The 24,988-nt window shown below is 60.9% G+C and carries 28 protein-coding genes; 20 read left to right on the top strand and 8 right to left on the bottom strand.

Translation table 11 applies throughout. From position 1 onward, the window contains the following. Positions 1-32 precede the first annotated feature (32 nt). Positions 33-644, top strand: a complete 612-nt coding sequence (locus tag B9Z52_RS11650; RefSeq protein ID WP_108414017.1) for a hypothetical protein — start codon at positions 33-35, stop codon at positions 642-644. After that, positions 637-1,581 (top strand): nucleotidyl transferase AbiEii/AbiGii toxin family protein, encoded by a 945-nt coding sequence (locus B9Z52_RS11645; protein ID WP_108414016.1) that lies wholly within the window; start codon positions 637-639, stop codon positions 1,579-1,581. Before B9Z52_RS11650 ends, B9Z52_RS11645 begins: the two co-directional genes overlap by 8 nt. Before the next feature lie 301 nt (positions 1,582-1,882). Here B9Z52_RS11645 and vapC read toward each other — a convergent pair whose 3' ends face one another. The 4 genes from vapC to B9Z52_RS11625 all read right to left on the bottom strand — a co-directional run bounded on the left by vapC (position 1,883) and on the right by B9Z52_RS11625 (position 4,379). Further along, a complete protein-coding gene (gene vapC / locus B9Z52_RS11640) occupies positions 1,883-2,293 on the bottom strand; it encodes a tRNA(fMet)-specific endonuclease VapC (RefSeq protein WP_108414015.1) in 411 nt (136 codons plus the stop codon). Then, on the bottom strand, positions 2,293-2,526 hold the full coding sequence (vapB, locus tag B9Z52_RS11635) for a type II toxin-antitoxin system VapB family antitoxin (protein WP_108414014.1): 234 nt from the start codon (positions 2,524-2,526) through the stop codon (positions 2,293-2,295). Before vapB ends, vapC begins: the two co-directional genes overlap by 1 nt. Before the next feature lie 162 nt (positions 2,527-2,688). Continuing rightward, a complete protein-coding gene (chrA, locus tag B9Z52_RS11630; RefSeq protein ID WP_108414013.1) occupies positions 2,689-4,017 on the bottom strand; it encodes a chromate efflux transporter in 1,329 nt (442 codons plus the stop codon). Then, complete coding sequence (locus B9Z52_RS11625) at positions 4,014-4,379, bottom strand: hypothetical protein (RefSeq protein WP_108414012.1); 366 nt, start codon at positions 4,377-4,379, stop codon at positions 4,014-4,016. Before B9Z52_RS11625 ends, chrA begins: the two co-directional genes overlap by 4 nt. 314 nt (positions 4,380-4,693) lie before the next feature. Between B9Z52_RS11625 and B9Z52_RS11620 the strand changes: the two genes are divergently transcribed. From B9Z52_RS11620 to B9Z52_RS11580, 9 genes are all read left to right on the top strand, one after another. Then, complete coding sequence (locus B9Z52_RS11620) at positions 4,694-5,461, top strand: GntR family transcriptional regulator (RefSeq protein ID WP_108414110.1); 768 nt, start codon at positions 4,694-4,696, stop codon at positions 5,459-5,461. A gap of 26 nt (positions 5,462-5,487) precedes the next feature. Continuing rightward, positions 5,488-6,654 (top strand): ABC transporter substrate-binding protein, encoded by a 1,167-nt coding sequence (locus B9Z52_RS11615; RefSeq protein WP_108414011.1) that lies wholly within the window; start codon positions 5,488-5,490, stop codon positions 6,652-6,654. 119 nt (positions 6,655-6,773) lie between these two features. Continuing rightward, positions 6,774-7,649, top strand: coding sequence for a branched-chain amino acid ABC transporter permease (locus B9Z52_RS11610; RefSeq protein ID WP_108414010.1), 876 nt, complete (start codon positions 6,774-6,776; stop codon positions 7,647-7,649). A 1-nt stretch (position 7,650) separates the two neighbouring features. Continuing rightward, positions 7,651-8,655: a branched-chain amino acid ABC transporter permease gene (locus B9Z52_RS11605; protein ID WP_233251936.1), complete on the top strand. Its 1,005-nt coding sequence runs from the start codon at positions 7,651-7,653 to the stop codon at positions 8,653-8,655. Positions 8,656-8,666: 11 nt separating this feature from the next. Then, entirely contained in the window at positions 8,667-9,434 is a 768-nt protein-coding gene (locus B9Z52_RS11600) for an ABC transporter ATP-binding protein (RefSeq protein WP_233251935.1), read from the top strand. Further along, complete coding sequence (locus B9Z52_RS11595) at positions 9,427-10,158, top strand: ABC transporter ATP-binding protein (protein WP_108414008.1); 732 nt, start codon at positions 9,427-9,429, stop codon at positions 10,156-10,158. The genes B9Z52_RS11600 and B9Z52_RS11595 overlap by 8 nt, the downstream gene beginning before the upstream one ends. A 21-nt stretch (positions 10,159-10,179) precedes the next feature. Then, positions 10,180-11,232, top strand: a complete 1,053-nt coding sequence (locus tag B9Z52_RS11590; protein WP_108414007.1) for an aromatic ring-hydroxylating dioxygenase subunit alpha — start codon at positions 10,180-10,182, stop codon at positions 11,230-11,232. Then, a complete protein-coding gene (locus B9Z52_RS11585; protein ID WP_108414006.1) occupies positions 11,229-11,537 on the top strand; it encodes a 2Fe-2S iron-sulfur cluster binding domain-containing protein in 309 nt (102 codons plus the stop codon). The genes B9Z52_RS11590 and B9Z52_RS11585 overlap by 4 nt, the downstream gene beginning before the upstream one ends. Before the next feature lie 61 nt (positions 11,538-11,598). Then, complete coding sequence (locus tag B9Z52_RS11580; protein ID WP_108414005.1) at positions 11,599-12,552, top strand: AEC family transporter; 954 nt, start codon at positions 11,599-11,601, stop codon at positions 12,550-12,552. Here B9Z52_RS11580 and B9Z52_RS11575 read toward each other — a convergent pair whose 3' ends face one another. Further along, positions 12,553-13,461, bottom strand: a complete 909-nt coding sequence (locus B9Z52_RS11575) for a LysR substrate-binding domain-containing protein (protein WP_108414004.1) — start codon at positions 13,459-13,461, stop codon at positions 12,553-12,555. It abuts the gene before it with no gap. 258 nt (positions 13,462-13,719) lie between these two features. On the opposite strand from B9Z52_RS11575, the gene B9Z52_RS11570 reads away from it, so the two are divergent. From B9Z52_RS11570 to B9Z52_RS11535, 8 genes are all read left to right on the top strand, one after another. After that, complete coding sequence (locus tag B9Z52_RS11570) at positions 13,720-14,748, top strand: amidohydrolase family protein (protein WP_108414108.1); 1,029 nt, start codon at positions 13,720-13,722, stop codon at positions 14,746-14,748. 177 nt (positions 14,749-14,925) lie between these two features. Then, positions 14,926-15,609 carry a 4-carboxy-4-hydroxy-2-oxoadipate aldolase/oxaloacetate decarboxylase gene (ligK, locus tag B9Z52_RS11565; protein WP_108414003.1) on the top strand — a complete coding sequence of 228 codons (684 nt, stop codon included), beginning with the start codon at positions 14,926-14,928 and terminating at the stop codon, positions 15,607-15,609. A gap of 61 nt (positions 15,610-15,670) precedes the next feature. Continuing rightward, complete coding sequence (locus B9Z52_RS11560; protein ID WP_108414002.1) at positions 15,671-16,636, top strand: tripartite tricarboxylate transporter substrate binding protein; 966 nt, start codon at positions 15,671-15,673, stop codon at positions 16,634-16,636. Between the two features lie 28 nt (positions 16,637-16,664). Then, the gene (locus B9Z52_RS11555) at positions 16,665-17,582 is read left to right on the top strand and encodes an amidohydrolase family protein (protein ID WP_108414001.1); all 918 of its coding nucleotides are present in this window, start codon (positions 16,665-16,667) and stop codon (positions 17,580-17,582) included. A gap of 111 nt (positions 17,583-17,693) precedes the next feature. After that, positions 17,694-18,131, top strand: coding sequence for a protocatechuate 4,5-dioxygenase subunit alpha (ligA, locus tag B9Z52_RS11550; protein WP_108414000.1), 438 nt, complete (start codon positions 17,694-17,696; stop codon positions 18,129-18,131). A gap of 51 nt (positions 18,132-18,182) precedes the next feature. Next, positions 18,183-19,061, top strand: coding sequence for a class III extradiol dioxygenase subunit beta (locus B9Z52_RS11545; protein WP_108413999.1), 879 nt, complete (start codon positions 18,183-18,185; stop codon positions 19,059-19,061). A gap of 379 nt (positions 19,062-19,440) precedes the next feature. Further along, positions 19,441-20,400: a Gfo/Idh/MocA family oxidoreductase gene (locus B9Z52_RS11540; protein ID WP_108414107.1), complete on the top strand. Its 960-nt coding sequence runs from the start codon at positions 19,441-19,443 to the stop codon at positions 20,398-20,400. Beyond that, complete coding sequence (locus B9Z52_RS11535; RefSeq protein ID WP_108413998.1) at positions 20,400-21,581, top strand: MFS transporter; 1,182 nt, start codon at positions 20,400-20,402, stop codon at positions 21,579-21,581. Before B9Z52_RS11540 ends, B9Z52_RS11535 begins: the two co-directional genes overlap by 1 nt. A gap of 20 nt (positions 21,582-21,601) precedes the next feature. On the opposite strand, the gene B9Z52_RS11530 is transcribed toward B9Z52_RS11535, so the two are convergent. After that, a complete protein-coding gene (locus B9Z52_RS11530) occupies positions 21,602-22,666 on the bottom strand; it encodes an alpha/beta fold hydrolase (RefSeq protein WP_108413997.1) in 1,065 nt (354 codons plus the stop codon). Between the two features lie 174 nt (positions 22,667-22,840). On the opposite strand from B9Z52_RS11530, the gene aroE reads away from it, so the two are divergent. Beyond that, positions 22,841-23,674 carry a shikimate dehydrogenase gene (aroE, locus tag B9Z52_RS11525; protein WP_108413996.1) on the top strand — a complete coding sequence of 278 codons (834 nt, stop codon included), beginning with the start codon at positions 22,841-22,843 and terminating at the stop codon, positions 23,672-23,674. A gap of 55 nt (positions 23,675-23,729) precedes the next feature. Here aroE and B9Z52_RS11520 read toward each other — a convergent pair whose 3' ends face one another. Both B9Z52_RS11520 and B9Z52_RS11515 read right to left on the bottom strand, forming a co-directional pair. Further along, positions 23,730-24,659, bottom strand: coding sequence for an ABC transporter substrate-binding protein (locus B9Z52_RS11520; protein WP_108413995.1), 930 nt, complete (start codon positions 24,657-24,659; stop codon positions 23,730-23,732). Further along, on the bottom strand, positions 24,659-24,985 hold the full coding sequence (locus tag B9Z52_RS11515) for a c-type cytochrome (RefSeq protein ID WP_199222087.1): 327 nt from the start codon (positions 24,983-24,985) through the stop codon (positions 24,659-24,661). The genes B9Z52_RS11520 and B9Z52_RS11515 overlap by 1 nt, the downstream gene beginning before the upstream one ends. Positions 24,986-24,988 lie beyond the last annotated feature (3 nt).

Below are 24,988 nucleotides of genomic sequence, written 5' to 3'. Positions count from 1 at the left end.
AAAATGCATGAAACTTCAATGAATAAACATTCATGACCGCCGCTGCCTCACTACACACCCCGTCTTTGAAGGGCGCCACTGCGCACCTGGCGGCAGGCTTGCGCGCGGGCCACGTCTACCGGCGCGAGGATTTGACTTTTCTGAGCAATGCCATTGATCGGCATCTGCGCGAACTGGTGGCCATGGGCAAGCTTCAAAAACTGGCCCAAGGGCTCTACCACGCACCCAAAAAATCCAGCTTTGGTCCACTCCCGCCTACCGACGATGAGGTGGTGAAAGGCTTTCTGCGCGACAAGGAGTTCCTGGTGTTCTCGCCCTCGGCTTACAACGCGGTTGGCCTGGGCACTACCCAGCTCTACAACCGCACGCTGGTTTACAACCACAAGCGCCATGGCGTCTTCCAACTGGGCAATCGACAGTTCGACTTCCGGGTGAAGCCACGCTTTCCCAAAAAGCTGAGCCGGGAGTTCCTCTACGTGGATTTGCTCAATAACCTGGACGAACTGGCCGAAGAGCGCGATGTGGTGCTCAGCCAGGCACGCAGCAAGTTGTCCTCCTTTGATCACAAGCGCTTGCAAGAAGCGGTCGAAAGCTACGGCAACATGGCCACACGTAAACGCTTTCGGGAGTGGATGGGTGCTTGATTTTCTCCATGACCGGCGCGACTTCGACCAATTGCTTGCGGTTGTGGCCAACGACCGGGGGCTTGATCCCATGCTGGTCGAAAAAGACTACTGGATCATGCATGGCCTGTGGGGCCTTCAGGCTCAGGGCTTTGTGTTCGAGCTCAAAGGCGGCACATCCTTGTCCAAAGGCTTTGGGGTGATTCATCGATTTTCGGAAGACATTGACATCCGCATCAAGCCCCCGGATGACTTGAGCGTGAAAACCGGCCGCAACCAGGACAAACCGGCACACATCGCATCGCGGCTGGCCTTTTACGACGAGCTGGCCAAACGCATTCGTATTCCTGGCGTCGTCAGCGTTGAGCGGGACACCTTCTTTGATGATGACAAGATGCGCAGCGCAGGCATTCGCCTGAACTATTCCCCGCGGAAGACCAGCTTATCTGGCGTGAAAGATGGCATCTTGCTGGAGCTGGGGTTTGATGACACGGCGCCCAATCGCGCTGTGACCATTTCTTCGTGGGCTTTGGAGTTTGCCCGGGATCGAGGTGTTCAAGTCTTGGACAACCGCGCTGTGGATGTCCCTTGTTATGCGCCCACGCACACCTTCGTTGAAAAACTCCAAACCATCTCGACCAAGTACCGGAGGCTGGCCGAGGCCAAGGCCTTCCCCGCCAATTTTCTTCGGCACTATTACGACGTGTACTGCCTTCTTGAGCTTCAGGAGGTGCAAGCGTTCATGCAGACTGCCGCATACCAGGAACGCAAGGTTCAGCGCTTCCGGTCCGGTGATGAGTTGGTCATTGCCAAAAATCCTGCATTCACCCTGAGTGATCCTGTGCAGCGAGACCTCTTCGCACGGGAATACCGGAAGTCATCTGCACTTTATTACCGGGGTCAGCCGGAGTTTGACCAACTGCTTGCCAGGATCAAGGCGCATCTGGATTCGATGTGACCCTCGAAATTTGGGTGGATACGTGGCCACAAGCCGTCATTTTCAGGGGTCATTTCAAGCGGCCCTTTGAGCTGTGACTGCTGTGGGCTGTAGACCGGTCACTGGATGCACTGTATAGCGAATGACCGGTTATGACAGGCGCAGAACATCAGTCTCAGCCTCGGGATGTCCGCTACCAGCCTAGAGCCGTCGGCGTGGCAATCACTGCAAAGGTCAGCTGATGGCACTCCGCAACCAGAGCGGCAAACTTGGGCTGGCAGCCGACGCGCTTTGGTGCGACTGATGCACGACAACTCATCAATTACTGCGCTGTTTGAACCCAGTTCTCTGCTTCCAGCGCAGGTACCCGTGCGAACTCCCCCATGTTGTTCGTCACCAGAACCAGGCCTTCGCTTCGAGCGTGAGCTGCAATGTGCATGTCGTTCACACCGATAGGCTGGCCGAGTTTTTCCAAGGCGGCGCGAATGGCACCGTAATGCTGCGCGGCCTTGGGGCCATAGGGCAACACTACCAAGCGACTGCAAAAGTCTTCGATAGCGGCCAGGTTCTCGCTCACGCGGCTGCTTTTCTCCGCACCGTGCAGGAGTTCGGCGAGGGTAATGGAGGAAATGGCCATGCGGCTGGCGTTGGCGTTGAAAGTGGAAAGCACCTCGACAGGTCGCCGCTTCAACACGTAGATGACGATGTTGGTGTCCAGCAAGTAACGCAGCATCACAGCGCCTCCCGCTCCGGTTGGTGCTGTGTAGCGCGCTCGGGCAGGAAGTCGTCGCTCACTGTGGGACCCTCCAGAAAGAAGCTGTCCCAAGTTTGGCCCAGAGGGGAGATGACGCGCTCGTGACCTTTGACGCGTATCTCTACCTTTTGGACACCCTCGGGTAGACGCACGTCCAAAGGCAGACGAACGGCCTGGGTACGGTTATTGACGAAAACAGTGCCAATGGACATGATGACCTCCCAAGAAAATGTATATAGCAATTGTATACGGCATCTCCGCTGCAGTCAGACAGAGATGATGGCGGAAGCAGTCACTGTCGTGTGCTGCAGACAACGGCGGCTCCCTGCCTGAAGCTGACACGCAACTCAGCTAATCGCTGAACGAATACAGCTTCACACCCACTGCACGCCCATCCCCACCAGCACACAGATGGCCAGCACCCGCATCACCGGCCACTGCCGCGCAATCAGCAGCCATGCTGCCAGTGCCGTGAGCGCCAGTGCGGGCCAGTCAGCTTGGGTCCATTGCCCTGTGGGCCAGACCGTGTGCCATGCGAAGGTGCCTGCCAGGTGCAGCACCACGCCGATCACCGCTGCCGTGATGCCTTGCAGGGGCCCGGCCAACGAGGGCATGTGGCGCGTGGCTTCCACCAGCGGGCCGCCCGCCAGGATGAACACGAACGAGGGCAAGAAGGTGAACCAGGTCACCACGCAGGCCGCCGCGATGCCGCCCAGCAACGGGTTACCCAAGAGCGCCTGGCTGTGTCCGCCGATGAAGCCCACAAATGCCACCACGATGATCAGCGGCCCGGGCGTGCTTTCGCCAAGCGCCAGGCCGTCCATCATTTGTGTGGCACTGAGCCAGCCGTATTGCATGACGGCCGCTTGCGTCACAAAGGGCAGCACGGCATACGCGCCGCCAAAGGTGAGCAATGCCGCTTGCGTGAAAAAGCCGCCCATTTGCGTGAGCGTGTGGGCCGTGCCCAGCAGCAGCGCGATGCCGCCAAGGCTGACTGCCCACAGACCCACGCCCAGCAACAGGGCGCGCACCAGGCGAGCATGGCTGTAATGGGTGTGCGCCGGTTGTGCGGTGTCGTCGTCCAGCCAGGCGGGCACGTGGGGTGCCGCGTTGGCCGCACCGTGCGACGCCGCAGCCACAGGCCGATGGCGTGCCATGCCATACCCCAACAAAGCCGCGCCCAAAATGATCCACGGGAAGGACAAGCCCCACAGCGTGCCCAGCAGCGATGCCGCTGCCAGTGCCCACAACCACGGGGCCTTGAGCGTGCGCTTGGCCATGCGGTGCACGGCTTGCAACACCAGCGCCGTCACGGCGGGCTTGAGGCCCCACAGCAAGGCCTGCCCCCAGGGGTGTTGGCCCCACACGGTGTAGGCCCAGCTCAGCGCGATCAACAGCACCAGCGATGGCAGCACAAACAGGGCACCTGCCGCCATGCCGCCTCGTGTGCCGTGCATGAGCCAGCCGGTGTAGGTGGCCAGTTGTTGCGCTTCGGGGCCGGGCAGCAGCATGCAGTAGTGCAGCGCGTGCAGGTAGCGCTTTTCCGAAATCCAGCGGCGGCGCACCACCAGTTCTTCGTGCATCAGGGCGATTTGGCCCGCCGGGCCGCCAAAGCTGACGCAGCCCAGCCAGAACCAGAACTTCAGGGCCTGCGCAAAGCTGACGGGGGCAGGGCGCTCGGGGGTGTCGGGGGTGGTGTTCATGGGGCGTTCCAGTGGTCTCTCAGTGCGAGGGCAAATGCGGGGGTGCCGCTGATGCTCAGGCTCAGGGTGATTTCTTCTCTGGGCGATGGTGATGGCGATAGAGCCAACGTTTGGTTTGAGCTGTTCCAGTGGGCGGATATCGGGGCATCGCCACCACGGATGTGCAGGTCAAAGTCCCAATCGGCGCCGTCTTCCAGCGGGCCGGGCTCTTGCGGGCCAAAGCGGTGTGCCCAGGCCAGCAGCTGCGTCACTTCGTGCAGCAGGGCGGGGGTGTGGCGTGCGGCGGGTTGGGCCAGCGCGTCCCAACAGACCACGCCTTCGCTGTCTTCGCTGCAGTCAAATTCAAGAAATTGCAAATCCATGGGGTGTGTTTCCTCCGATGCCTTGATTGTCGCTGTGGGGCTTGGCTTGTCTCGTTGGATACATTGAATGAAATTTCTGCTTAAAACTTGAGCAAAAAATGGGGTTTCAAGGGTTTTCTGTATACATCGACGGTGGTCTTGGTGGTTTAATGCGTCGAACTCACGGTACGGCACGCTGACGTTTCTGCACCCTCACCCCGTAGGTCGGCGGCTTCAGCCCCGACATGGTTGGCTTCGGCGCAGACTGCATGTCGGGGCTGAAGCCGCCGACCTACGAAGGCGCCTGCCGGGCCGGATCAACAACACACACTTTCATGAGCACATCACCCGTTCGCGCAGTGGATTCTGACTTGGCCGAAGAAGGCGGCTCCCAAGCCGTCAAGGCGCAGCAGCGCCTGCGTGAGTGGATCTTGGCCGGTGATTTGCCCTCGGGCGCACGCATTGCGGAGCTGGCTTTGGTGGATCGCTTGGGCATGTCGCGCACGCCCATTCGCGCGGCACTGATGCACCTCAGTCAAGAAGGCTTGCTGGAGCCCTTGCCCGGTGGCGGTTATGCGGTGCGCACGTTTTCTGAGCGCGAGGTGGCCGATGCGATCGAGTTGCGCGGCACGCTCGAAGGCCTGGCCGCACGCCTGGCCGCAGAGCGCGGTGTGCGTTCTGCTTTGATCAGCCAAGCGCGTGCCTGCTTGGACCAGATCGACGCGGTGTTGCAAGCCGCTTCGCTGGACGATGAAACTTTCTCGGCCTATGTGGAGCTCAATGGCCAGTTTCACAAGCAGTTGTCCGAGATGGCCGACAGCGCTGTGCTGGCCCGCGAGATTGAACGCGCATCGAGCTTGCCCTTTGCATCGGCCTCGGGCTTTGTGGGGGTGCACATCAACGACGCCCACGCACGCGACACCCTGGTGGTGGCCCAGCACCAGCACCGCCAAGTGCTGGACGCCATCGAGCGGCGCGAAGCCGGCCGGGCCGAGGCCCTCATGCGTGAGCACTCGCGCATTGCGCGGCAAAACATGCAGGTCGCCTTGCGCGACCCGGCGGCATCTGGCACGCCCGGTGTGCAACTGATCCGACCTTCCTGAACCGATTTTTAACGAGGAGATAGAGCATGCAAAAACGTCAATTTTTAAGCGCCATCGCTTGCGCCACTTTGGCCATGACCGCTTCCACGGCCATGGCGCAAGACAAATTCAAGATCGGCCTGATCTTGCCCATGACCGGTCCGTTTGCCTCTACCGGCAAACAGATCGAAGCCGCAGCGCGCCTGTACATGGCGCAAAACGGCGACATGGTCGCGGGCAAGAAGGTTGAGCTGATCGTCAAGGACGACACCAGCGCCCCCGACGTGACCAAGCGCATCGCGCAAGAGCTGGTCGTCAACGAAAAGGTCAGCGTGCTGGCTGGCTTTGGCCTGACCCCGCTGGCCCTGGCCACCGCGCCGATTGCCACCCAATCCAAAACACCTTTGGTGGTGATGGCTGCGGCCACATCGAGCATCACCGAAGCATCGCCCTTCATCATCCGCACCAGCTTCACGCTGCCGCAAGCGGCCGTGGCCATTGCCGACTGGGCGCCCAACAACGGCATCAAGAAAGTCGTGACCCTGGTGGCCGATTACGGCCCCGGCATCGATGCCGAGAAGTATTTCAAGGACCGCTTGTTGTTCAACGGTGGCCAGGTGCTGGACACCTTGCGCGTGCCCATGCGCAACCCCGACTTCGCGCCGTTCTTGCAGAAAGTGCGTGACCTGAAACCCGATGCGGTCTATGTGTTTGTGCCCTCGGGCGCAGGCGCGGCGCTGATGAAGCAGTTTGCCGAACGCGGCATGGACAAGGCCGGCATCAAGCTGATCGGCACTGGCGACATCACCGACGACGACATCTTGAACAGCATGGGTGATGTGGCCAACGGCGTGGTGACTTCGCACCACTACTCGGCCTCGCACAACTCGGCTTTGAACAAGAAGTTTGTCGCGGCATTCGAGAAGGCCAACAACGGCCTGCGCCCCAACTTCATGGCGGTGGGCGGTTACGACGGCATGCGCGTGATCTACGAAGCGGCCAAGGCCACCAAGGGCGCAGGCGGCCAGGCACTGCTCGACGCGATGAAAGGCCAAGTGTTTGAAAGCCCACGTGGCCCGATGTTCATCGACGCGCAAACCCGCGACGTGGTGCACAACATCTACATCCGCAAGGTGGAGAAGGTCAATGGCCAGCTCTACAACCAGGAGTTCTCGACCCTCAAGGACGTGAAAGACCCGGGCAAGACCAAGTAAGGCCTTCCCCCTGTAGGAGCGCACCCTGTGCGCGATGGTGGCACCGCCAACAATGGCGTTCATCCACCGCACTTCGCGCACGGGGTGCGCTCCTACAAAAAACCATTTGTACCCATCACATGTTGACCATTCTTTTCGACGGCGTTGCCTACGGCATGCTGCTTTTTATCTTGGCCGTGGGCCTGTCTGTGACCATGGGCTTGATGAACTTCATCAACCTGGCGCACGGTGCTTTTGCCATGGTGGGCGGCTACCTCACAGTGGTGCTCATGCAGCGTTTGGACGTGCCGTTCTTGCTGTGCCTGCCGGTGGCTTTTGCGGGCACGGCCTTGCTGGGCGCGGTGCTGGAGCGCACGCTGTACCGCCACATGTACAAGAAGCCGCATCTGGACCAAGTGCTGTTTTCGATTGGCCTGGCCTTCATGTCTGTGGCCAGTGTGGACTATTTGATGGGCTCGCAGCAGCAGATCATGCAGCTGCCCGATTGGCTGCGCGGCCGCACCGAGCTGTGGGACGGCGAAGTCTTTGCCTTAGGCATGGGCCACTACCGCCTGTTCATCATCGCGGTGTGCGCGGCGCTCACCGTGGGTTTGCAATACGTGCTGGCCAAAACCCGCTTTGGCAGCCGCTTGCGCGCCAGTGTGGACGATGCGCGTGTGGCTGCTGGCCTGGGCATTCGGGTGAATTTGATCTTTGCCGCCACCTTTGCCATGGGCTCGGGCTTGGCCGGTTTGGGCGGGGCGCTGGGCGCCGAGGTGCTGGGCTTGGACCCGACCTTTCCGCTCAAGTTCATGGTGTATTTTTTGATCGTGGTGGCCGTGGGCGGCACCTCGTCGATCACCGGGCCGTTGTGGGCGGCGCTGCTCTTGGGCATTGCCGATGTGGCTGGCAAGTACTACATGCCCAAGCTCGGTTCTTTCATCGTGTATTCACTGATGATCGCGATTTTGATCTGGCGTCCGCAAGGGCTGTTTGTGCGCAAGGGAGGCCGTTGACATGAAGACACTTTTGAACGCGCACAAGGATGCGCGTACCCAACTTTTGTCCGCTGCCCGCATGCGGGGCTGGGAGCCTTTGGTCTGGCTGGTGGCATTTGCCTTGCCCCTGCTGGTGCCGGGCCATGCGCTGATCGTCAACGAGGTCGCCATCGTCGCCTTGTTTGCCGTGTCGCTCGACTTGGTGCTGGGCTACACCGGCATCGTGTCGCTGGGCCATGCGGCGTTTTTGGGCTTGGGCGCTTACGCCTCTGCCTTGTTTGCCAAGCATGTGATGCCCGACCCCGTGGTGGGCCTCTTGTTTGGCACCTTTTGCGCCACGCTGCTGGGCGCGGCGTGTTCGCTCACCATCTTGCGCGGCACCGACCTGACGCGTCTGATGGTCACACTGGGCATGGCGCTGATCCTGATGGAGCTGGCCAACAAGCTGGACTGGCTCACGGGCGGCTCTGACGGTTTGCAGGGCGTGATGATGGGCCCGGTGCTCGGTCGTTTTGAATTTGATCTGTACGGTCAGACCGCCGCTTGGTATTCGCTGACGGTGTTGATGGTCTTGTTTGCATTGGCGCGGCGCTGGGTGAATTCGCCTTGGGGTGCCACGCTCATGGCGGTGCGCGACAACCCGCTGCGTGCCATGGCGATTGGCATACCGGTGCACAACCGTTTGGCCGTGGTCTACACCGTGGCAGCCGCATTGGCCGGGGCCGCAGGCGCCTTGATGGCGCAGACCACCGGCTTTGCCTCGCTCGATGTGTTTGCGCTGGAGCGTTCGGCCGACGTGATGCTGATGCTGGTCATCGGCGGCGTGGGCTGGCTCTATGGCGGTGTGGTGGGCGCGGTGGTGTTCAAGCTCATGCACGACGTGATCTCGGGCATCACGCCGCAATATTGGACGTTTTGGATTGGCCTGTTTTTGGTGGTGCTGGTCTTGGTCGGGCGTGAGCGTTTGATTCGCCCCTGGCTGTGGTTTGGCCGCGCTGCCGATCAGAAAGGTGGTGTGCAATGAACCAAGCTGTCATGAATGCACCCGTTGTGTTGAAGGCCCAGGGCCTCGTCAAACAATTCGGTGGCATCACCGCCACCGACAACGTGAATCTTGAATTGCGCTTGGGCGCACGCCATGCGCTGATCGGCCCCAACGGCGCGGGCAAGACCACGCTGATCAATTTGTTCACCGGCGTGCTGCCGCCCACATCGGGCCGCATCGAGTTGCTGGGTGAAGACATCAGCCAGCTCGCACCCCACCAGCGTGTGCGCCGAGGTCTGGTGCGCACTTTTCAGATCAACCAGCTGTTCGCCAGCATGACGCCTTTGCAAACGCTGGCCATGGTGGTCTCGCAGCAGCGGGGCTTGGGCGGGCGTTGGTGGTCGGTGCTGGGTCAAGACAAGGCCGTGGTCGAGCGCTGCGAAGCATTGCTTGAATTGTTCCGACTGACCGAAGTCATGCACCAACGCACAGAGCACCTGGCTTATGGCAAGCGCCGTTTGCTGGAGATGGCGATTGCGCTGGCTTGCGAGCCCAAAGTGCTGCTGCTCGACGAGCCGGTGGCCGGTGTGCCTGCGGGTGAGCGCGAAGAGCTTTTGCAGACCGTGGCGGCGCTGCCCGCCGAAGTGTCGATCTTGCTGATCGAGCACGACATGGACCTGGTGTTTGAATTTGCCGACCGCATCACCGTGCTGGTCAATGGCGCGGTGCTGACCGAAGGCACCCCCGAAGCGATTGCGGCCGACCCGCAGGTCAAGGCGGTGTATTTGGGGCATGGCGAGGAGGTGACCCATGGCTGAATTGTTGAAGCTAGAAAACCTGAGTGCCGGTTACGGCGAGGCCGTGGTGTTGAACGACATCAGCTTTTCGCTGGGCGAAGGCGAAACCCTGGCGCTGCTGGGCCGCAACGGCACCGGCAAAACCACGCTGATGGACACGTTGGCAGGCGCAACACGCCAGCACGGCGGAAAGATCTTTCTGGGCGGTCAGCCGCTGCACACTTTGCCATCGCACGAGCGAGCAGCTGCTGGCATTGGCTGGGTGCCGCAAGAGCGCAACATTTTCAAATCGCTCACGGTGCACGAAAACCTGACGGCGGTGGAGCGGCCCGGGCGCAACACGCGTGGCAGTCGCGCTTGGTCGCCCGAGCGGGTGTACGAGATGTTCCCGCGCCTGGCCGAGCGCAAGACCAATCTGGGCACGCAGCTGTCGGGCGGCGAGCAGCAGATGCTGGCGGTGGGCCGGGCGCTGGTGCTCAACCCGCGCTTGCTCTTGCTGGACGAACCGCTCGAAGGCTTGGCCCCAATCATCGTGGAAGAGCTGCTGCGCGCGATTGCCCGCATCACCCGCGAAGAGGGGCTGTCGGCCATCATCGTGGAGCAACACCCGCAAGCGATCTTGAAGATCAGCCACCGCGCTGTTGTGCTGGACCACGGCAACGTGGTGCACGCCAGCGATGCCCAGGCGCTGCGCGACAACCCTGAACTGCTGGACAGTCTGCTCGGCGTGGCCCGCAAGCTTTGATTTGGATGAAAGAGGCGAAACATGTTCATTAAAAACACTTGGTACGTGGCCTGCTCCCTGGACGATCTGAACGCCCTGGGCGACAAACCGCTGGGCCGCACGATTTGCAACGAGCAGATGGCGTTTTTCAAAGGCCCGGATGGCAAGGTCGCGGCGGTCGAAGACTTCTGCCCGCACCGCGGTGCGCCTTTGTCGCTGGGCAAGGTTTGCAATGGCAAGCTGGTGTGCGGCTACCACGGCCTGGAGATGGGCTGCGAGGGCAAAACCGTGCACATGCCCGGTCAGCGCGTGCGCGGCTTTCCGGCCGTCAAAGCGTTTGCCGTGGTCGAGCGTTATGGTTTTGTTTGGGTCTGGCCCGGTGACCAGAGCCAGGCCGACGAGGCGAAGATGCCGGTGTTCGAGTTCTTTGACAACCCCGCCTGGGCTTATGGCGGCGGCCTGTACCACGTCCAGGCCGATTACCGCCTGATGATCGACAACCTGATGGACCTGACGCACGAGACCTATGTGCACGCGACCAGCATCGGCCAGCCCGAGATCGACGAGACGCCTTGCACCACCTCAGTTGAGGGCGACCAAGTCATCTTGCAGCGCCACATGGAAGGCATTCAGGCCCCGCCGTTTTGGCAAATGGCCATGAGTGCCAATGGCCTTGACCCGCAGGCCAAAGTGGACCGCTGGCAGATCTGCCGCTTCACGCCGCCCAGCCACGTCATGATCGACGTCGGCGTGGCGCTGGCGGGCAAGGGCGGCTTTGACGCCGCGCCCGAGCACAAGGCCTACAGCGTGGTGGTGGACTTCATCACGCCCGAGACCGAGACCTCGCACTGGTACCACTGGGGCATGGCGCGCCAGTTCAAGCCTGACGATGCAGCGATCACGGACAAAATCCGCACCGGGCAGGGCGGCATTTTCAATGAAGACATGGAGATGCTGCAATTGCAGCAAGCCAACATCAGCAAGTGGCCTGACCGCAAATTGCTGATGCTCAACATCGATTCAGGCGGCGTGCAGTCGCGCCGTATCATTGACCGCCTTTTGGCCGAAGAACAAAACCAGGAAGTGAACGCATGAGCGCGACCGATCTCACCCAAACCCCGATTTCTGAAGACGGCAGCTTTGAGCTGCAGCTGCAAAAAAGCGGCCAGACCTTGAAGGTCAGCAAGGACGAATCCATCCTCAAAGTCTTGCAGGACGCTGGGCACGACGTGCCTTTCTCCTGCTCGGAAGGCATTTGCGGCACGTGCCTCACCCAGGTGGTGGCGGGCAAGCCCGATCACTGGGACATGTACCTGACCCCCGAGGAGCAGGAAAAAGGCGATTGCATGATGGTCTGCTGCTCGCGCAGCCAGACAGCGCGCCTCGTGCTGGACCTGTGATCCTGACGCTTGTAGGAGCCGCACCCTGTGCGCGATGCCAAGCCATTCAGTGACGGTTGCCATGAATTCCACCCTCCATATCCTGGGCATCACCGGCCCGATTTACCTGGCCATTGCGCTGGGTTATGTGTTCACCCGCCGGGGCATGTTTGTCAAAAGCGACATGCAGGTCTTTGGCAAGTTCACCCTCAACCTGGCCTTGCCGGCTTTGCTGTTCAACGCCTTGTCGCAGCGGCGCATCGGTGAAATCCTCAACGGCCATTACTTGCTGGCCTATGCCTTGGGTTCGTTTGCGGTGGCACTGCTGGGCTTGTTGTGGGCACGCAAAGTCAAAGGCCACTCCTTGAGCTACAGCAGCATGATGGCCATGGGCATGTCGTGTCCCAACAGCGGTTTTGTGGGCTACCCCATCATGCTCTTGACGCTGGGCCCGGTGGCCGGTGTGGCCTTGGCGCTGAACATGGTGGTTGAAAACTTGCTGATGATCCCCTTCTTGTTGGCCGTGGCCGATGCACAGGGTGGTCCTGCCGGTCAGTGGAAGCAGGTGATCGCGCAGACCCTGAAGAACCTGGTCAAGAACCCGATGATCTGGGGCATCACAGGTGGCTTTGTGTTCTCTTGGTTTGACTTGGCGCTGTCGGCGCCGTTGGCCCGCACGGTGACTTTGTTCGCCCAAGCCAGCATGGTCTTGTCGCTGTTTGTGATTGGCGGCTCTTTGGTGGGTCTGAAGGCCGAAGGCCTCAAGGGCACGGTCACGCAGATCACTGTGGGCAAGTTGTTCTTGCACCCGCTGGCCATGTTTGTGGTTCTGAGCTTTGTGATGCCGGTGGCCGATCCGGCTTTGCGGTCGGCCGCTTTGCTCTCGGGCGCCTTGCCCATGCTGGGCATCTTCACCATCTTGAGTCAGCGCCACGGCCACGGCACCATCAGCGCGGCGGCTTTGCTGCTCACCACCATCGGATCGTTTTTCACGCTCAGCACCTTGCTGCTGGTGTTGCAGCATCACCCGTTTTGATCAGGGCTTGAGCCACTGCTCAGCCACTTCGGTGATCAGCGCCAAAGTGGCTTGCTGCGTCAAAGTGGTGGGCCGCAGTGAGCTGACGGCGGTGTTGAGCTGGATGGTCAGCGGTGGATCGCACAGAGGCCGCACCGAGAACGCCGAAGGCCGCACCGAGCGCATGACGGCGTTGCGCGAGAGGATGGCATAACCCGCACCATCGGCCACCAAATCCAGGATGGCGCTCACGCCGTCGATCTCCAGTGCAATCTGCGGGCGGCAGCCCATGGCGGCCATTTCTGACTCCACATGCATGCGGATGGCGTTGGGCCGGGTGGGGATGACCAGGGGCAGGGCGGCCACTGCTTTCAAGGTGATGGGCGGCGGAGGCGGGTCTTCTTGCAGGCCCGGTGGGCGGGGTTGCACCAGCAGCAGTTCTTCTCGCACCAGGGGGGTGTGCTCGATGCCGGGCACCTGGCTGGGGTTGTAGAGCACGGCGATGTCCAAGCGGCCGTTTTGCAGGTTTTCCTGCATGGCGCTCGACAGGCCTTCGCTGATGGACAGTTGCGCTTCGGGCATGCGCTGTCTGAAAGCACGGGTCAGGGGTACGGTGATGACCCGCGCCACGCTGGGCGGCAGACCCAGCGCCACACGGCCGGACAAGCCGCTGCGCACCCGGCCCAGTTCTTCACGCGCTCGCTCGACCTGGTGCAAGATGCCCCGGCCGTGCTCCAGCAGCAGTTGCCCCGCCTGGGTGGGCGTGGCGCCCCGCCCATTGCGCACCAGCAGGTTTTGCCTCAGCTCCACTTCGAGCAGTCGCACCTGACGGCTGAGCGCGGGTTGGGCGATGTTCAGTGCTTGCGCGGCACGGGTGAAGCTGCCCAGCTCGGCCACGCGCACAAAGTATTCCAGCTGTTTGAGGTCCATGGGAACCCTTTCTGTGGGCGTGATTTTGTCATATCCATGGCTTGGTTATGCGAATTTGTTCTAGCTGGTAGATGTTGCAAAGGCTGGGCCTGGGCGGGGGCAGACTGCACAATCGGCGCTTGAATTCTTGTAGGTCGGCGGCTTCAGCCCCGACATGCGTCACAGCTGCACCTTGTCGGGGCTGAAGCCGCCGACCTACAGACGCCGCCCTACAAGAGACCCATCACCCAGGAAACAGACATGAGCCAAACCCAGCCCTTGATCATCGACGTGCACGGTCACTACACCACCGCCCCCAAGGCGCTGGAAGACTGGCGCAACAAGCAAATTGCGGGCATCAAAGACCCCGCGTCCATGCCCAAAGTGTCCGAGCTGAAAATCAGCGACGACGAATTGCGCGAAACGATTGAGACCAACCAGCTGGCCAAGATGAAAGAGCGCGGCTCAGACATCACCATCTTCAGCCCCCGCGCCAGCTTCATGGCGCACCACATCGGCGACTTCAATGTCTCGTCCACCTGGGCGGCCATTTGCAACGAGCTGTGCTTCCGCGTGGCGCAACTCTTCCCCGATAACTTCGTGCCTGCGGCCATGTTGCCCCAGTCGCCCGGTGTGGACCCGGCCACTTGCATTCCCGAGTTGGTCAAGTGCGTGGAGCAGTACGGCAACGTCGGCATCAACCTGAACCCCGATCCATCGGGCGGCCACTGGACTTCGCCGCCATTGAGCGACAAGGCCTGGTACCCCATTTACGAAAAGATGGTCGAGTACGACATCCCCGCCATGATCCATGTGAGCACCAGCTGCAACAGCTGCTTTCACACCACCGGCGCGCACTACCTGAACGCCGACACCACCGCCTTCATGCAGTGCCTGACCAGCGACCTGTTCAAGGACTTCCCCACATTGAAGTTCTTGATCCCGCACGGCGGCGGCGCGGTGCCTTACCACTGGGGCCGTTTCCGCGGTCTGGCGCAAGAACTCAAAAAACCTTTGTTGTCCGAGCACCTGCTGAACAACATTTTCTTTGACACCTGCGTGTACCACCAGCCGGGCATCGACCTGCTGACCAAGGTGATCCCGGTCAAGAACATCTTGTTCGCGTCCGAGATGATCGGCGCGGTGCGCGGCATCGACCCCGAAACCGGCCACTACTTTGACGACACCAAGCGCTACGTGCAAGGCACGGCCAACCTGAACGAGCAGGAGCGTTACATGGTGTTTGAGGGCAACGCCCGCCGCGTGTTCAAGCGTCTGGACGATCAGCTCAAAGCCAAAGGCCAATGACCTTCTTGTAGGAGCCCACCCCGTGGGCGATGGTTTGATGGGATGTTTGTGCATTGAACAAACGGCAAGCGTTCACAAGCCATCGCCCACAGGGGTGGGCTCCTACGAAGTCCCCAAGCGTTTGCATAGGAAGAAGAACAATTGGGGTCAGAACCCAATTACTTTCAGGAGAAAACCATGTACGAACTCGGCGTTGTTTACCGCAACATGACCCGCGCGGACCGCGCAGCCACCGACGGCTTGGCGGCACTCGGCTCGGCTACCGTGCACGAAGCCATGGGCCGTGTCGGCCTGATGAAGCCTTACATGCGCCCCATCTATGCAGGCGCGCAGGTGTCCGGCACGGCTGTGACCGTGCTGCTGCACCCCGGCGACAACTGGATGATGCATGTGGCCGCTGAGCAGATTCAGCCCGGCGACATCGTGGTCGCGGCCATCACCGCCGAATGCACCGACGGCTATTTTGGTGACCTGCTGGCCACGTCTTTCATGGCCCGTGGCGCACGTGCCTTGATCATCGACGCCGGTGTGCGCGATGTGAAAGAGCTGACCAAGATGGGCTTTCCCGTTTGGAGCAAAGCCATCAGCAGCAAGGGCACGATCAAGGCCACCGTGGGCTCGGTCAACATCCCCGTGGTGTGTGCCGGCATGATCGTCAACCCCGGCGACGTGATCGTGGCCGATGACGATGGCGTCGTCTGTGTGCCCCAAGCCATCGCAGCCAAGACGCTGGAAACCGCCCAAGCGCGCGAAGCCAACGAAGGCGAAAAACGCGCCAAGCTCGCCTCGGGCGTGCTGGGCCTGGACATGTACAAGATGCGCGAGCCCTTGGCGGCTGCGGGTCTGAAGTACATCGACTGAACGTCAACCTTAAGACGGGTGCATTGCACTGACCCGGCTTTACCCCAACAGGAGACAAGACATGACGATTCGCAAACACTTGGCGCTTTTGATCGGTACGCTGGGATTGTGCGTTTCGGCTTTGGCCCAAAACTACCCCAGCAAGCCGGTCAAGATCGTGGTGGGTTATGCCGCCGGTGGCGCGGTGGACGTGGTGGCGCGCACCATCGGCCAGAGTCTGCAGACCAGCTTGGGGCAGGCCTTCATCGTCGAGAACAAGCCCGGCGCTGGCACCAACATCGCCGTCAAATCGGTGATCACGGCCGAGCCCGATGGCTACACGCTGATGATGGCGGCCAACGCGCTGGCGGCCAACATGTCGCTGTACCAGCCTCAGCCCTTTGATGCCGAGAAAGACCTGGTGGCTGTTTCGCTGATCGGCCGTGTGCCGGTGGTCATTGCGGCCAATGCCAATGCGCCGTTTGCCAACGTCAAGCAACTGATTGAAGCGGCCAAGGGCAAGCCCAACAGCATCGCCTATGGCACACCGGGCAACGGCTCGACGCCGCACATGGCCATCGAGTTGTTTGCCCGTGCCGCGGGCATCGATTTGCAGCACATCCCTTACCGGGGCGGCTCGCCCGCGATCACCGACACCATCGGCGGGCAGTTGCCGCTGGTGGCGGTCAATGCGCTGGAAGTGCTGCCCCATGTGCGCAGCGGCAAGCTCAAGGTGTTGGGTGTGCTCAGCCCCAACCGCAGCGCCAACTTCCCGGATGTGCCGACCATGTCCGAATCGGGCTTTCCCGGTTTTGAAGCTTCGGTCTGGTACGGCCTGGTGGCCCCAGCGGCCACACCCAAGCCCATCGTGGCCAAGCTGCATGCCGAGGTGCAAAAAGCCCTGCAGACCAAAGAGGTGCGTGAGCGCATGAGCGCCGTGGGCGGCGAAGTCGTGCCCGGCAGCGCCGACATGTTCACGCAACTCATCCGCTCTGAGCGCGTGCGCTACGACAAGCTGGTGCGCGAGGCCAACATCAAACCCGATTGATTCCAGAGATTCAAAGAGAGAAACGACCATGCAATTTGAAAAAACCCCCGGCTGGCTGGACTGGTACACCGGCCCCAGCAAACCCCGCTTTCAGGTGCCCGCTGGCGCGGTGGATGCCCACTGCCACGTGTTTGGCCCCGGTGCCGAGTTCCCTTATGCGCCTGAGCGCAAGTACACGCCTTGCGATGCTTCCAAGCACCAGCTCTACGCATTGCGCGACCACCTGGGCTTTGCTCGCAACGTGGTGGTGCAAGCCACTTGCCACGGCGCCGACAACCGCGCCATGGTCGATGCGCTGGTCAACTCGGGCGGCAAGGCGCGTGGCGTGGCCACGGTCAAGCGCAGCGTGAGCGATGCCGAGCTGCAAGCCATGCACGACGCCGGTGTGCGCGGTGTGCGTTTCAACTTCGTCAAGCGTCTGGTGGACTTCACGCCCAAGGACGAGCTGATGGAGATTGCGAGCCGCATCGCCAAGTGGGGCTGGCACGTGGTCATCTACTTTGAAGCGGTGGACCTGCCCGAGCTGTGGGACTTTTTCACCGCGCTGCCCACCACCGTGGTGGTGGACCACATGGGCCGCCCCGATGTGTCGCTGCCGGTGGACGGCCCGCAGTTTGCGCTGTTCCAAAAGTTCATGCGCGAGCACCAAAACGTGTGGAGCAAAGTGTCTTGCCCCGAGCGTTTGTCGGTCACTGGCCCCAAGGCCTTGAGCGGTGAGCAAAATGCCTACCAAGACGTGATCCCGTTTGCCAAACGCATTGTCGAGGAGTTCCCCGATCGCGTGCTCTGGGGCACCGACTGGCCGCACCCCAACCTGAAAGACCACATGCCCGATGACGGCCTCTTGGTGGACTTCATCCCGCACATCGCGCCGACTGCCGAGTTGCAAAAGAAACTGCTGGTCGACAACCCGATGCGCTTGTACTGGCCTGAAGAGCAGGCGTAAACGTCCTTGTAGGAGCCCACCCCGTGGGCGATGAGACCGTTGAGGGTCCACAAACCATCGCCCACGGGGGTGGGCTCCTGCAGCAATCACCATCGACCTGAAAGGTTCAACATGGCATTAGACAAACCCTACACCGACGTACCCGGCACCATCATTTTTGACGCGGAGCAATCGCGCAAAGGCTACTGGATCAACCAGTTTTGCATGTCGCTCATGAAGGCTGAAAACCGTGAGCGCTTCAAGGCCGATGAACGCGCCTATCTGGACGAGTGGCAGATGACCGAAGAGCAAAAGCAGGCCGTGTTGGCGCGAGACTTGAACTGGTGCATGCGCACCGGCGGCAACATTTACTTTTTGGCCAAGATCGGTGCCACCGATGGCAAGAGCTTCCAGCAAATGGCGGGCTCCATGACCGGTATGACCGAAGAGGAATACCGCAACATGATGATCGCTGGCGGCCGCAGCGTGCAAGGCAATCGCTACATTGGCGAAAACGGCAGCGCCCAAGCACAGAACCAGCCCCAAGGCGCCGCAGGCAAAAAACCTTAATGGGGGCCCACCTCTTGTCTGATGACTCCAATTGATTTGAGAGAACAACACATGGCCAAAATCACCGCATCCGTTTTCACCTCGCATGTCCCCGCCATCGGCGCGGCCATGGACCTGGGCAAAACGCAAGAAGACTACTGGAAGCCCGTGTTTGCGGGCTACGACTTCTCCAAGCAATGGATGAAGGACAACAAGCCCGATGTGATCATCCTGGTTTTCAACGACCACGCCACGGCCTTCAGTCTGGACATGATCCCGACCTTTGCCATCGGCACCGCCGCCGAGTACCAGCCTGCTGATGAAGGTTGGGGCCCGCGCCCTGTGCCGGTCGTCAAAGGCCACCCCGAGCTGGCTTCGCACATTGCGCAAAGCGTGATCCAGCAGGACTTTGACCTGACCATCGTCAACAAGATGGACGTGGACCACGGCCTGACGGTGCCCCTGTCGCTGATGTGTGGCGAAAAAGACCCGGTCAAAGACGCTTGGCCTTGCCCGGTGATCCCGTTCGCTGTGAACGTGGTGCAGTACCCCGTGCCCAGCGGTCAGCGCTGCTTCAACCTGGGCCAGGCTATCCGCAAAGCGGTCGAGAGTTTCGACGAAGACCTCAACGTGCACATCTGGGGCACCGGCGGCATGAGCCACCAGTTGCAGGGCGCGCGTGCTGGCCTGATCAACCGCGAGTGGGACAACAACTGGCTGGACATGATGATCAACGACCCTGTGACCTGCGCAGCGATGCCGCACATCAACTACGTGCGCGAAGCGGGCAGCGAAGGCATTGAGCTGGTCATGTGGTTGATTGCCCGTGGCGCCATGAGTGACATCGAAGGCGGCCAAGCCACAGGCCCTGCACCCACGCTGCGTCACCGCTTTTACCATGTGCCTGCATCCAATACCGCTGTGGGCCACGCCATCCTCGAGAACAACTGATGCGCCTGGCGGGTCTGACGCAGCAGTTTTCTGGCCATGGGCCGGGCGTGCGGTCAATCGCCCACAGGGGTGGGCTCCTACAAAGCCGGAGCAACGCCCGCCATAGCCTATGGGGTGGGTTTGTACAAAGACGGAGCAACGCCCGCCATCGCCTATGGGGTGGTTTTGTACAAAGTCGGAGCAATGCCCGCCATCGCCTATGGGGTGGGTTTGTACAAAGTCGGAGCAACGCCCGCCATCGCCTATGGGGTGGGTTTGTGCAAAGACAGGGCGGCTCCCTGTAGGAGCCCACCCCGTGGGCGATGGTGGGTGTACCGAGGCACTTGGCCAAACGCCCTCGGTTTGACATCACAATCTATTCAACCTTTTGGAGAACAACATGAGCAAAACCATCAAAGTCGCCCTGGCGGGCGCTGGCGCCTTCGGCATCAAACACTTGGACGGCATCCAAAACATCGACGGCGTCGAAGTCGTCTCGCTGATCAGCCGTGACCTCGAAAAAACCAAAGTTACCGCGGCCCAATACGGCATCGGTCACGTGACCACCGACCTGAACGAGTCTTTGGCTTTGAAAGAAGTCGACGCCGTCATCTTGTGCACACCCACCCAGATGCACGCCAGCCAAACCCTGGCTTGTCTGAAAGCAGGCAAGCACGTTCAGGTGGAAATTCCGCTGTGCGATGTGTACAAAGAAGGCCAGGAAGTCCTGCGGGTGCAGAAGGAAACGGGCTTGGTGGCCATGGTGGGCCACACCCGCCGTTTCAACCCCAGCCACCAGTGGGTGAACAACAAGATCAAGGCCGGTGAGTTCAACATCCAGCAGATGGATGTGCAGACCTACTTCTTCCGCCGCACCAATATGAACGCGCTGGGCCAGGCACGCAGCTGGACCGACCACCTGCTGTGGCACCACGCCGCCCACACCGTGGACCTGTTCGCCTACCAGTGCGGCAGCCCCATCGTCAAAGCCAATGCGGTGCAAGGGCCGATCCACCCCGCGCTGGGCATCGCCATGGATATGAGCATCCAGCTCCAAGCCGCCAACGGTGCGATCTGCACTTTGTCGCTCAGCTTCAACAACGACGGCCCTCTGGGCACCTACTTCCGCTACATCGGCGACACCGGCACCTACTTGGCCCGTTATGACGACCTGTTCACGGGCAAGGAACAGCAGATTGACGTGTCCAAAGTGGCGGTGTCCATGAACGGCATCGAACTGCAAGACCGCGAATTCTTCGCCGCGATCCAGGAAGGCCGCGAGCCCAACAGCTCAATTGCCCAAGTGTTGCCTTGCTACGAGGTGCTGCACGATTTGGAGCAGCAATTGCTGGGCAATTGATGAGCACCACAACGATTGCTGAACGCAACAGCTTGCGCGTGATGGGCCTGGCGGGCTTTGCCAGCATGGCCTCCATGCGCATGTGTGACCCGATGCTGGTGGTGTTGGGGCAGGAGTTCCATGTGACCACAGGGGAGGCTTCGCTGGTGGTCTCGGCTTTTGCCGTGGCTTATGGTGTGCTGCAATTGTTTTACGGCCCGCTGGGAGATCGCTTTGGCAAGTTGCGCGTGATCTCTTTGGCGGCGCTGGCTTGTGCGGTGTTCAGCGCCATCACCAGCTTGTCGTCAGACCTCAGGCTGTTGGTGGTGATGCGCGCTTTCATGGGGGCCGCAGCGGCGGGCATCATCCCCTTGTCCATGGCGTGGATTGGCGATCAGGTGGCCTATGACCGGCGTCAGGAAACCCTGGCCAAGCTGATGGGCTACACCGTCAGCGGCATGATGGTCGGCTTGTGGTTTGGTGGTTTTGCGGCTGAACATCTGGGCTGGCGTGCTGCTTTTGCGGTGGTGTCGGCTTTGTTTTCGGTGGCGGCCTTGATGTTGTGGCGCAAGTTGCGCAGCATGCCCAAGGGCCAGACGGCGCAAGAGACCTCCAGCTTTGCGGCTTATTTTTCCAACTCCTTCCAAATGCTGCGCATCCGGCGTGTGCGCCAAGTGCTCACCGTGACAGCCATCGAAGGCGCTTTGGTATTTGGCTCCATGGCCTTCATTCCGACCCACTTGCACCAGCAGTTCGACATGAGCGTGGTGTTTGCAGGCTCGGTGATGATGCTCTACGGTGTGGGCGGCTTGCTCTACAGCCAGTTGGCGCGCCGCTGGTTGGGCTGGCTCGGGGGCGAGCGAGGGCTGGTCCGCACCGGTGCGTCGTGCATCGTGCTGGGCTTGTTGGTGCTGGCTTGGTCGCACGAGCCTGTGCTGGGCATGCTGAGCTGTTTTGCCACAGGCTTCGGTTTTTACATGCTGCACAACACGCTGCAGACCCAGGCCACACAAATGGCACCCACCTCACGCGGCACGGCTGTGACCTTGTTTGCCTGTTTGTTGTTCTTTGGTCAGTCCAGCGGGGTTTTGCTGGTGGCTGAAAGCGTAGACCGCCAATGGCTGCCTTACTCCTTCAGCCTGGCTGCAGCGGGTGTTGCGGTGTTGGGCTATTTTGTGAGCCGCTTGGTTGGGCGGCATTGAGATGCGCTTTGACCCTCGACTCAGCGTGTGAGTCGAGGGGCCGTTTGGAGCAGTTCACCCACTTCTTTTTTCCAAAAGCGTGCGTTGCCGGTGGTGCCGTGCCCGAAGGTCTCCGGGCTGCCAGGAATGATCAGGGTCTTGGCATTTTGGATGCGTGGCAAAGCTTTTTCCAGGACACCCAGCTCGGGCGGGTTGCGTTCGTCATCGGCCGAGTTGATCACCAAGACGGCGGCCTTGATTTTTTCCAGCCCCGCTGAGGGGTCGTAGTCTTTGGACGATTCCCACTGCAAGAGGTGGTCGTTGGCATCGCCTGCCAAAGGCGGTGTTAGGCGTTGCTTGAGCAGGGCATCGCCCTTGTCGCTGCTGGGCGCTATTTTTTGCAGGCCTTGGTTGCCGCCGCTGGTGGCGGTCGAATAGAACACCGAAGCGAATTGCCAGCTCGGTGGCTGCTCTTTGTAGTTGCCGCCCATCCACAGCGGATCTTTGCGGATCGACTCGGTCAGCATGCGGCGCAGCATCCAGTTGCGGCCCGACATGGCCGAGGGCAGGGAGGCCATCGGCACCGCAATGTCCATCATGTCGGGGTAGTTCATGGCCCACATCCAGGTCTGCATGCCGCCCATGGAGTTGCCCAGCACCAGGCGCAAATGGCGGATGCCTAAATGTTCCTTGACCAAGCGGTGTTGGGCCGAGACCATGTCGGTGTAGTTGTAAGCCGGGAACTTGGCACGCAGACCGTCAGAGGGCTTGCTGGATTTGCCCGTGCCAATGGCGTCCGGAAGGATCACGAAGTAGCGTTTGGCATCCAGAATCTGGCCCGGGCCAAACAACTCACCGCCAAAATTGGCACCCAGCATGCCTGCGCCAGAGCCAGTGGTGCCGTGCAAGATCAGCACGGCTTCGTTTTTGGGATCACCCAGCGTGGTGTAGTTCAAACGCAACTCGGGCAGCACCTCGCCGGTGTGGAACTTGAAGTCCTTGACGATCCAGCTGCCGCTTTGCGGGGTTTCTTGTGCTGTTGCGCTCAAGCCCATGCACAGGGCCAGTGCCAACAGACTGCGCCCGAGCGTGTGGATGATGTTCATGTGGTGTCTCCTGAAGGGAAGGACGCAATCTAGAGCATATGGCGCTGCGGCGCTGACACCAGGGTGTCAGCGCGCTGACAAGCATGATGCGGCCCAGAAAAATTGCGATCATGTGTCAGCTGTTTGCATCGCTCTCAGCGATAAGATGAGCAACTTGACCGTTGGAATTTCCTCATGACAGACCATTACGCCGTGATCGGCAACCCCATCGAGCAGAGCAAATCGCCGCTCATCCACACCGCTTTTGCCCAGGTGACTGGGCAGGACTTGGATTACACCAAGGTGCTCAGCCCCTTGGGTGAGTTTGCACAGACGGTAGATGCGTTTCGGGCAGCCGGTGGCCTGGGCATGAATGTGACGGCACCTTTCAAGCTGGACGCTTTTGCTTATGCGACCGATCTGGCACCCAGTGCGCAGATGGCTGGGGCGGTGAACGCGATGAAGTTTGAGGGGGACAAGGTCTACGCTGAAAACTTCGATGGCCTGGGTTTGGTGCGCGATGTGGTGCACAACCTGCAATGTCCGCTTCAGGGCCGCAGGGTTTTGATTTTGGGTGCAGGCGGGGCCACGCGTGGTGCCTTGTTGCCCATTCTGGCCCAGGGGCCTGCCGAGGTGGTCATCGTTAACCGAACGGTGGCCAAGGCCGAGGAGTTGGCTCAATTGGCCTGCAAGCATCAAAGCGGCGCTGTGCCTGTGCACGGGGTGGGTTACGCCGATCTGCGGGCACGGTCGTTTGATGTGGTGTTCAACGCCACATCGGCCAGCCTGACAGCGCAATTGCCGCCATTGGGCGCATCGGCCTTTGCGCCAGGGTGTCTGGCCTACGAACTGGCCTACGGCAAAGGCCTGACGCCTTTCCTGAAACTGGCACAAGAAGCAGGTGTTACGCGCTTGGCCGATGGTGTGGGCATGTTGGCCGAGCAAGCGGCCGAAGCCTTTGAGTGGTGGCGGGGTGTGCGCCCAGACACCGCTGCGGTGATTCGGCAACTGACAGTGCCCTTGGTCTGATGCACATGTCCGGCAGGCCAGCCTGCCGGGGCGGGTGACGAAGGGCTCAGACCTTTCAGTCTGTGGTCAGGCTTTGCAAACTGGGGCCGTCGGAGATGGCGGGCGCAGCAGGGGCTGACCAGCTCAGACCTTCTTGCTTGGCCCATTGCTGCATGCGGCCATCGGCCATGGCTTGGGCGATGACTTGGTTGGTGACTTCCAGCAGTTCTTTGGGGGCCGATGACAAGGTCACGAATCCCAAATTAAGACCGATCGGGCGACGCAAGGCGGCCAGCACCAAGGGCGTGTCGGCATGCTGGAGTTTGTACGCATCGTAGGCCGCAGTGGGCATCAAGAGGCTGTCAACACGGCCGCTCTCCAAAGCCGTCCATGCGTTTTCACGTTGGGACAAGGTGACCATCTGCTTGCGCAGAATGCCTTGCCGGTACACGCTGATCAGGGTGCCTGCCAGTGTGCCGGTCACAGCCCCCGGTTTGCGCTCTTGCAGGTCCATCAGTGTGTTGATGGGTGGTTGCCCGGGGGCTTGGACCACGCCCAGTGTGCTGCTCTGGTAAGGGGCGCTGGCCACCAATTCACCGAGTGTGATGAACGCGCGATCACGTTTGCGCTTGGCACCAGGGTGGTCGGGCACGCGCGCATTGGGGCGCGTGGCGGGGCCCAGGTCGGCTTTGAGCAGAGGGAAACCGCTGACCAGTTCGCACTGGCCCGAAGACAGCAAGGCGTTGACTTCTTGCGACAGGGTGGATTCTTTTTCGAATTCGGTTTCGAAGGGCACGATTTTCAGCTCGCGGCCACTGGCATCGGCCACGGCTTGGGCCAGGCGGATGTCAAAGCCAGTGGCTTTGCCTTTGTGCACATTCGATTGCGGGGGGCTGTCTTCGCTGACACAGACAGTCAGGGGTGCGGCCAAGACAGCGGAACACGCCAATCCGAGAACCGGCAACAGGCACAACTGTTGCCAGCGTATGAAACGTCGGGTGACCATCACAGCTCCTTGCCGCCGCGAGAGCCAACATAGGCCCACAGCAGGTTGATCTGCTCGGTGGACAGCGCGTCCTTGAAGGAGGGCATATTGCCTTTGCCGTTGGTGACGGAATTGAGAAAACGGTCTTGTTGATCGACCGGGAACTTGCGCAAGTCGTAAGTGGTGGTGCCCGCATTGACCATGTTGCGGCCATGGCACTGGGCGCAGGTACGGTGGAACTGCTCGCGGCCTTGGTCGACGGCGGCCGTGGTGAAGCGGGGGGCCGTTTGCGCATGGGCGGCCCCATTCAGGGCCGCCACACACACCAGTACAAACTGGAGTTTCATCAT

The organism is Limnohabitans sp. Jir72 (assembly GCF_003063575.1).
In the GTDB taxonomy this organism is placed as follows: domain Bacteria; phylum Pseudomonadota; class Gammaproteobacteria; order Burkholderiales; family Burkholderiaceae_C; genus Limnohabitans_A.
This window is presented reverse-complemented; position numbering and strand designations above follow the sequence as displayed.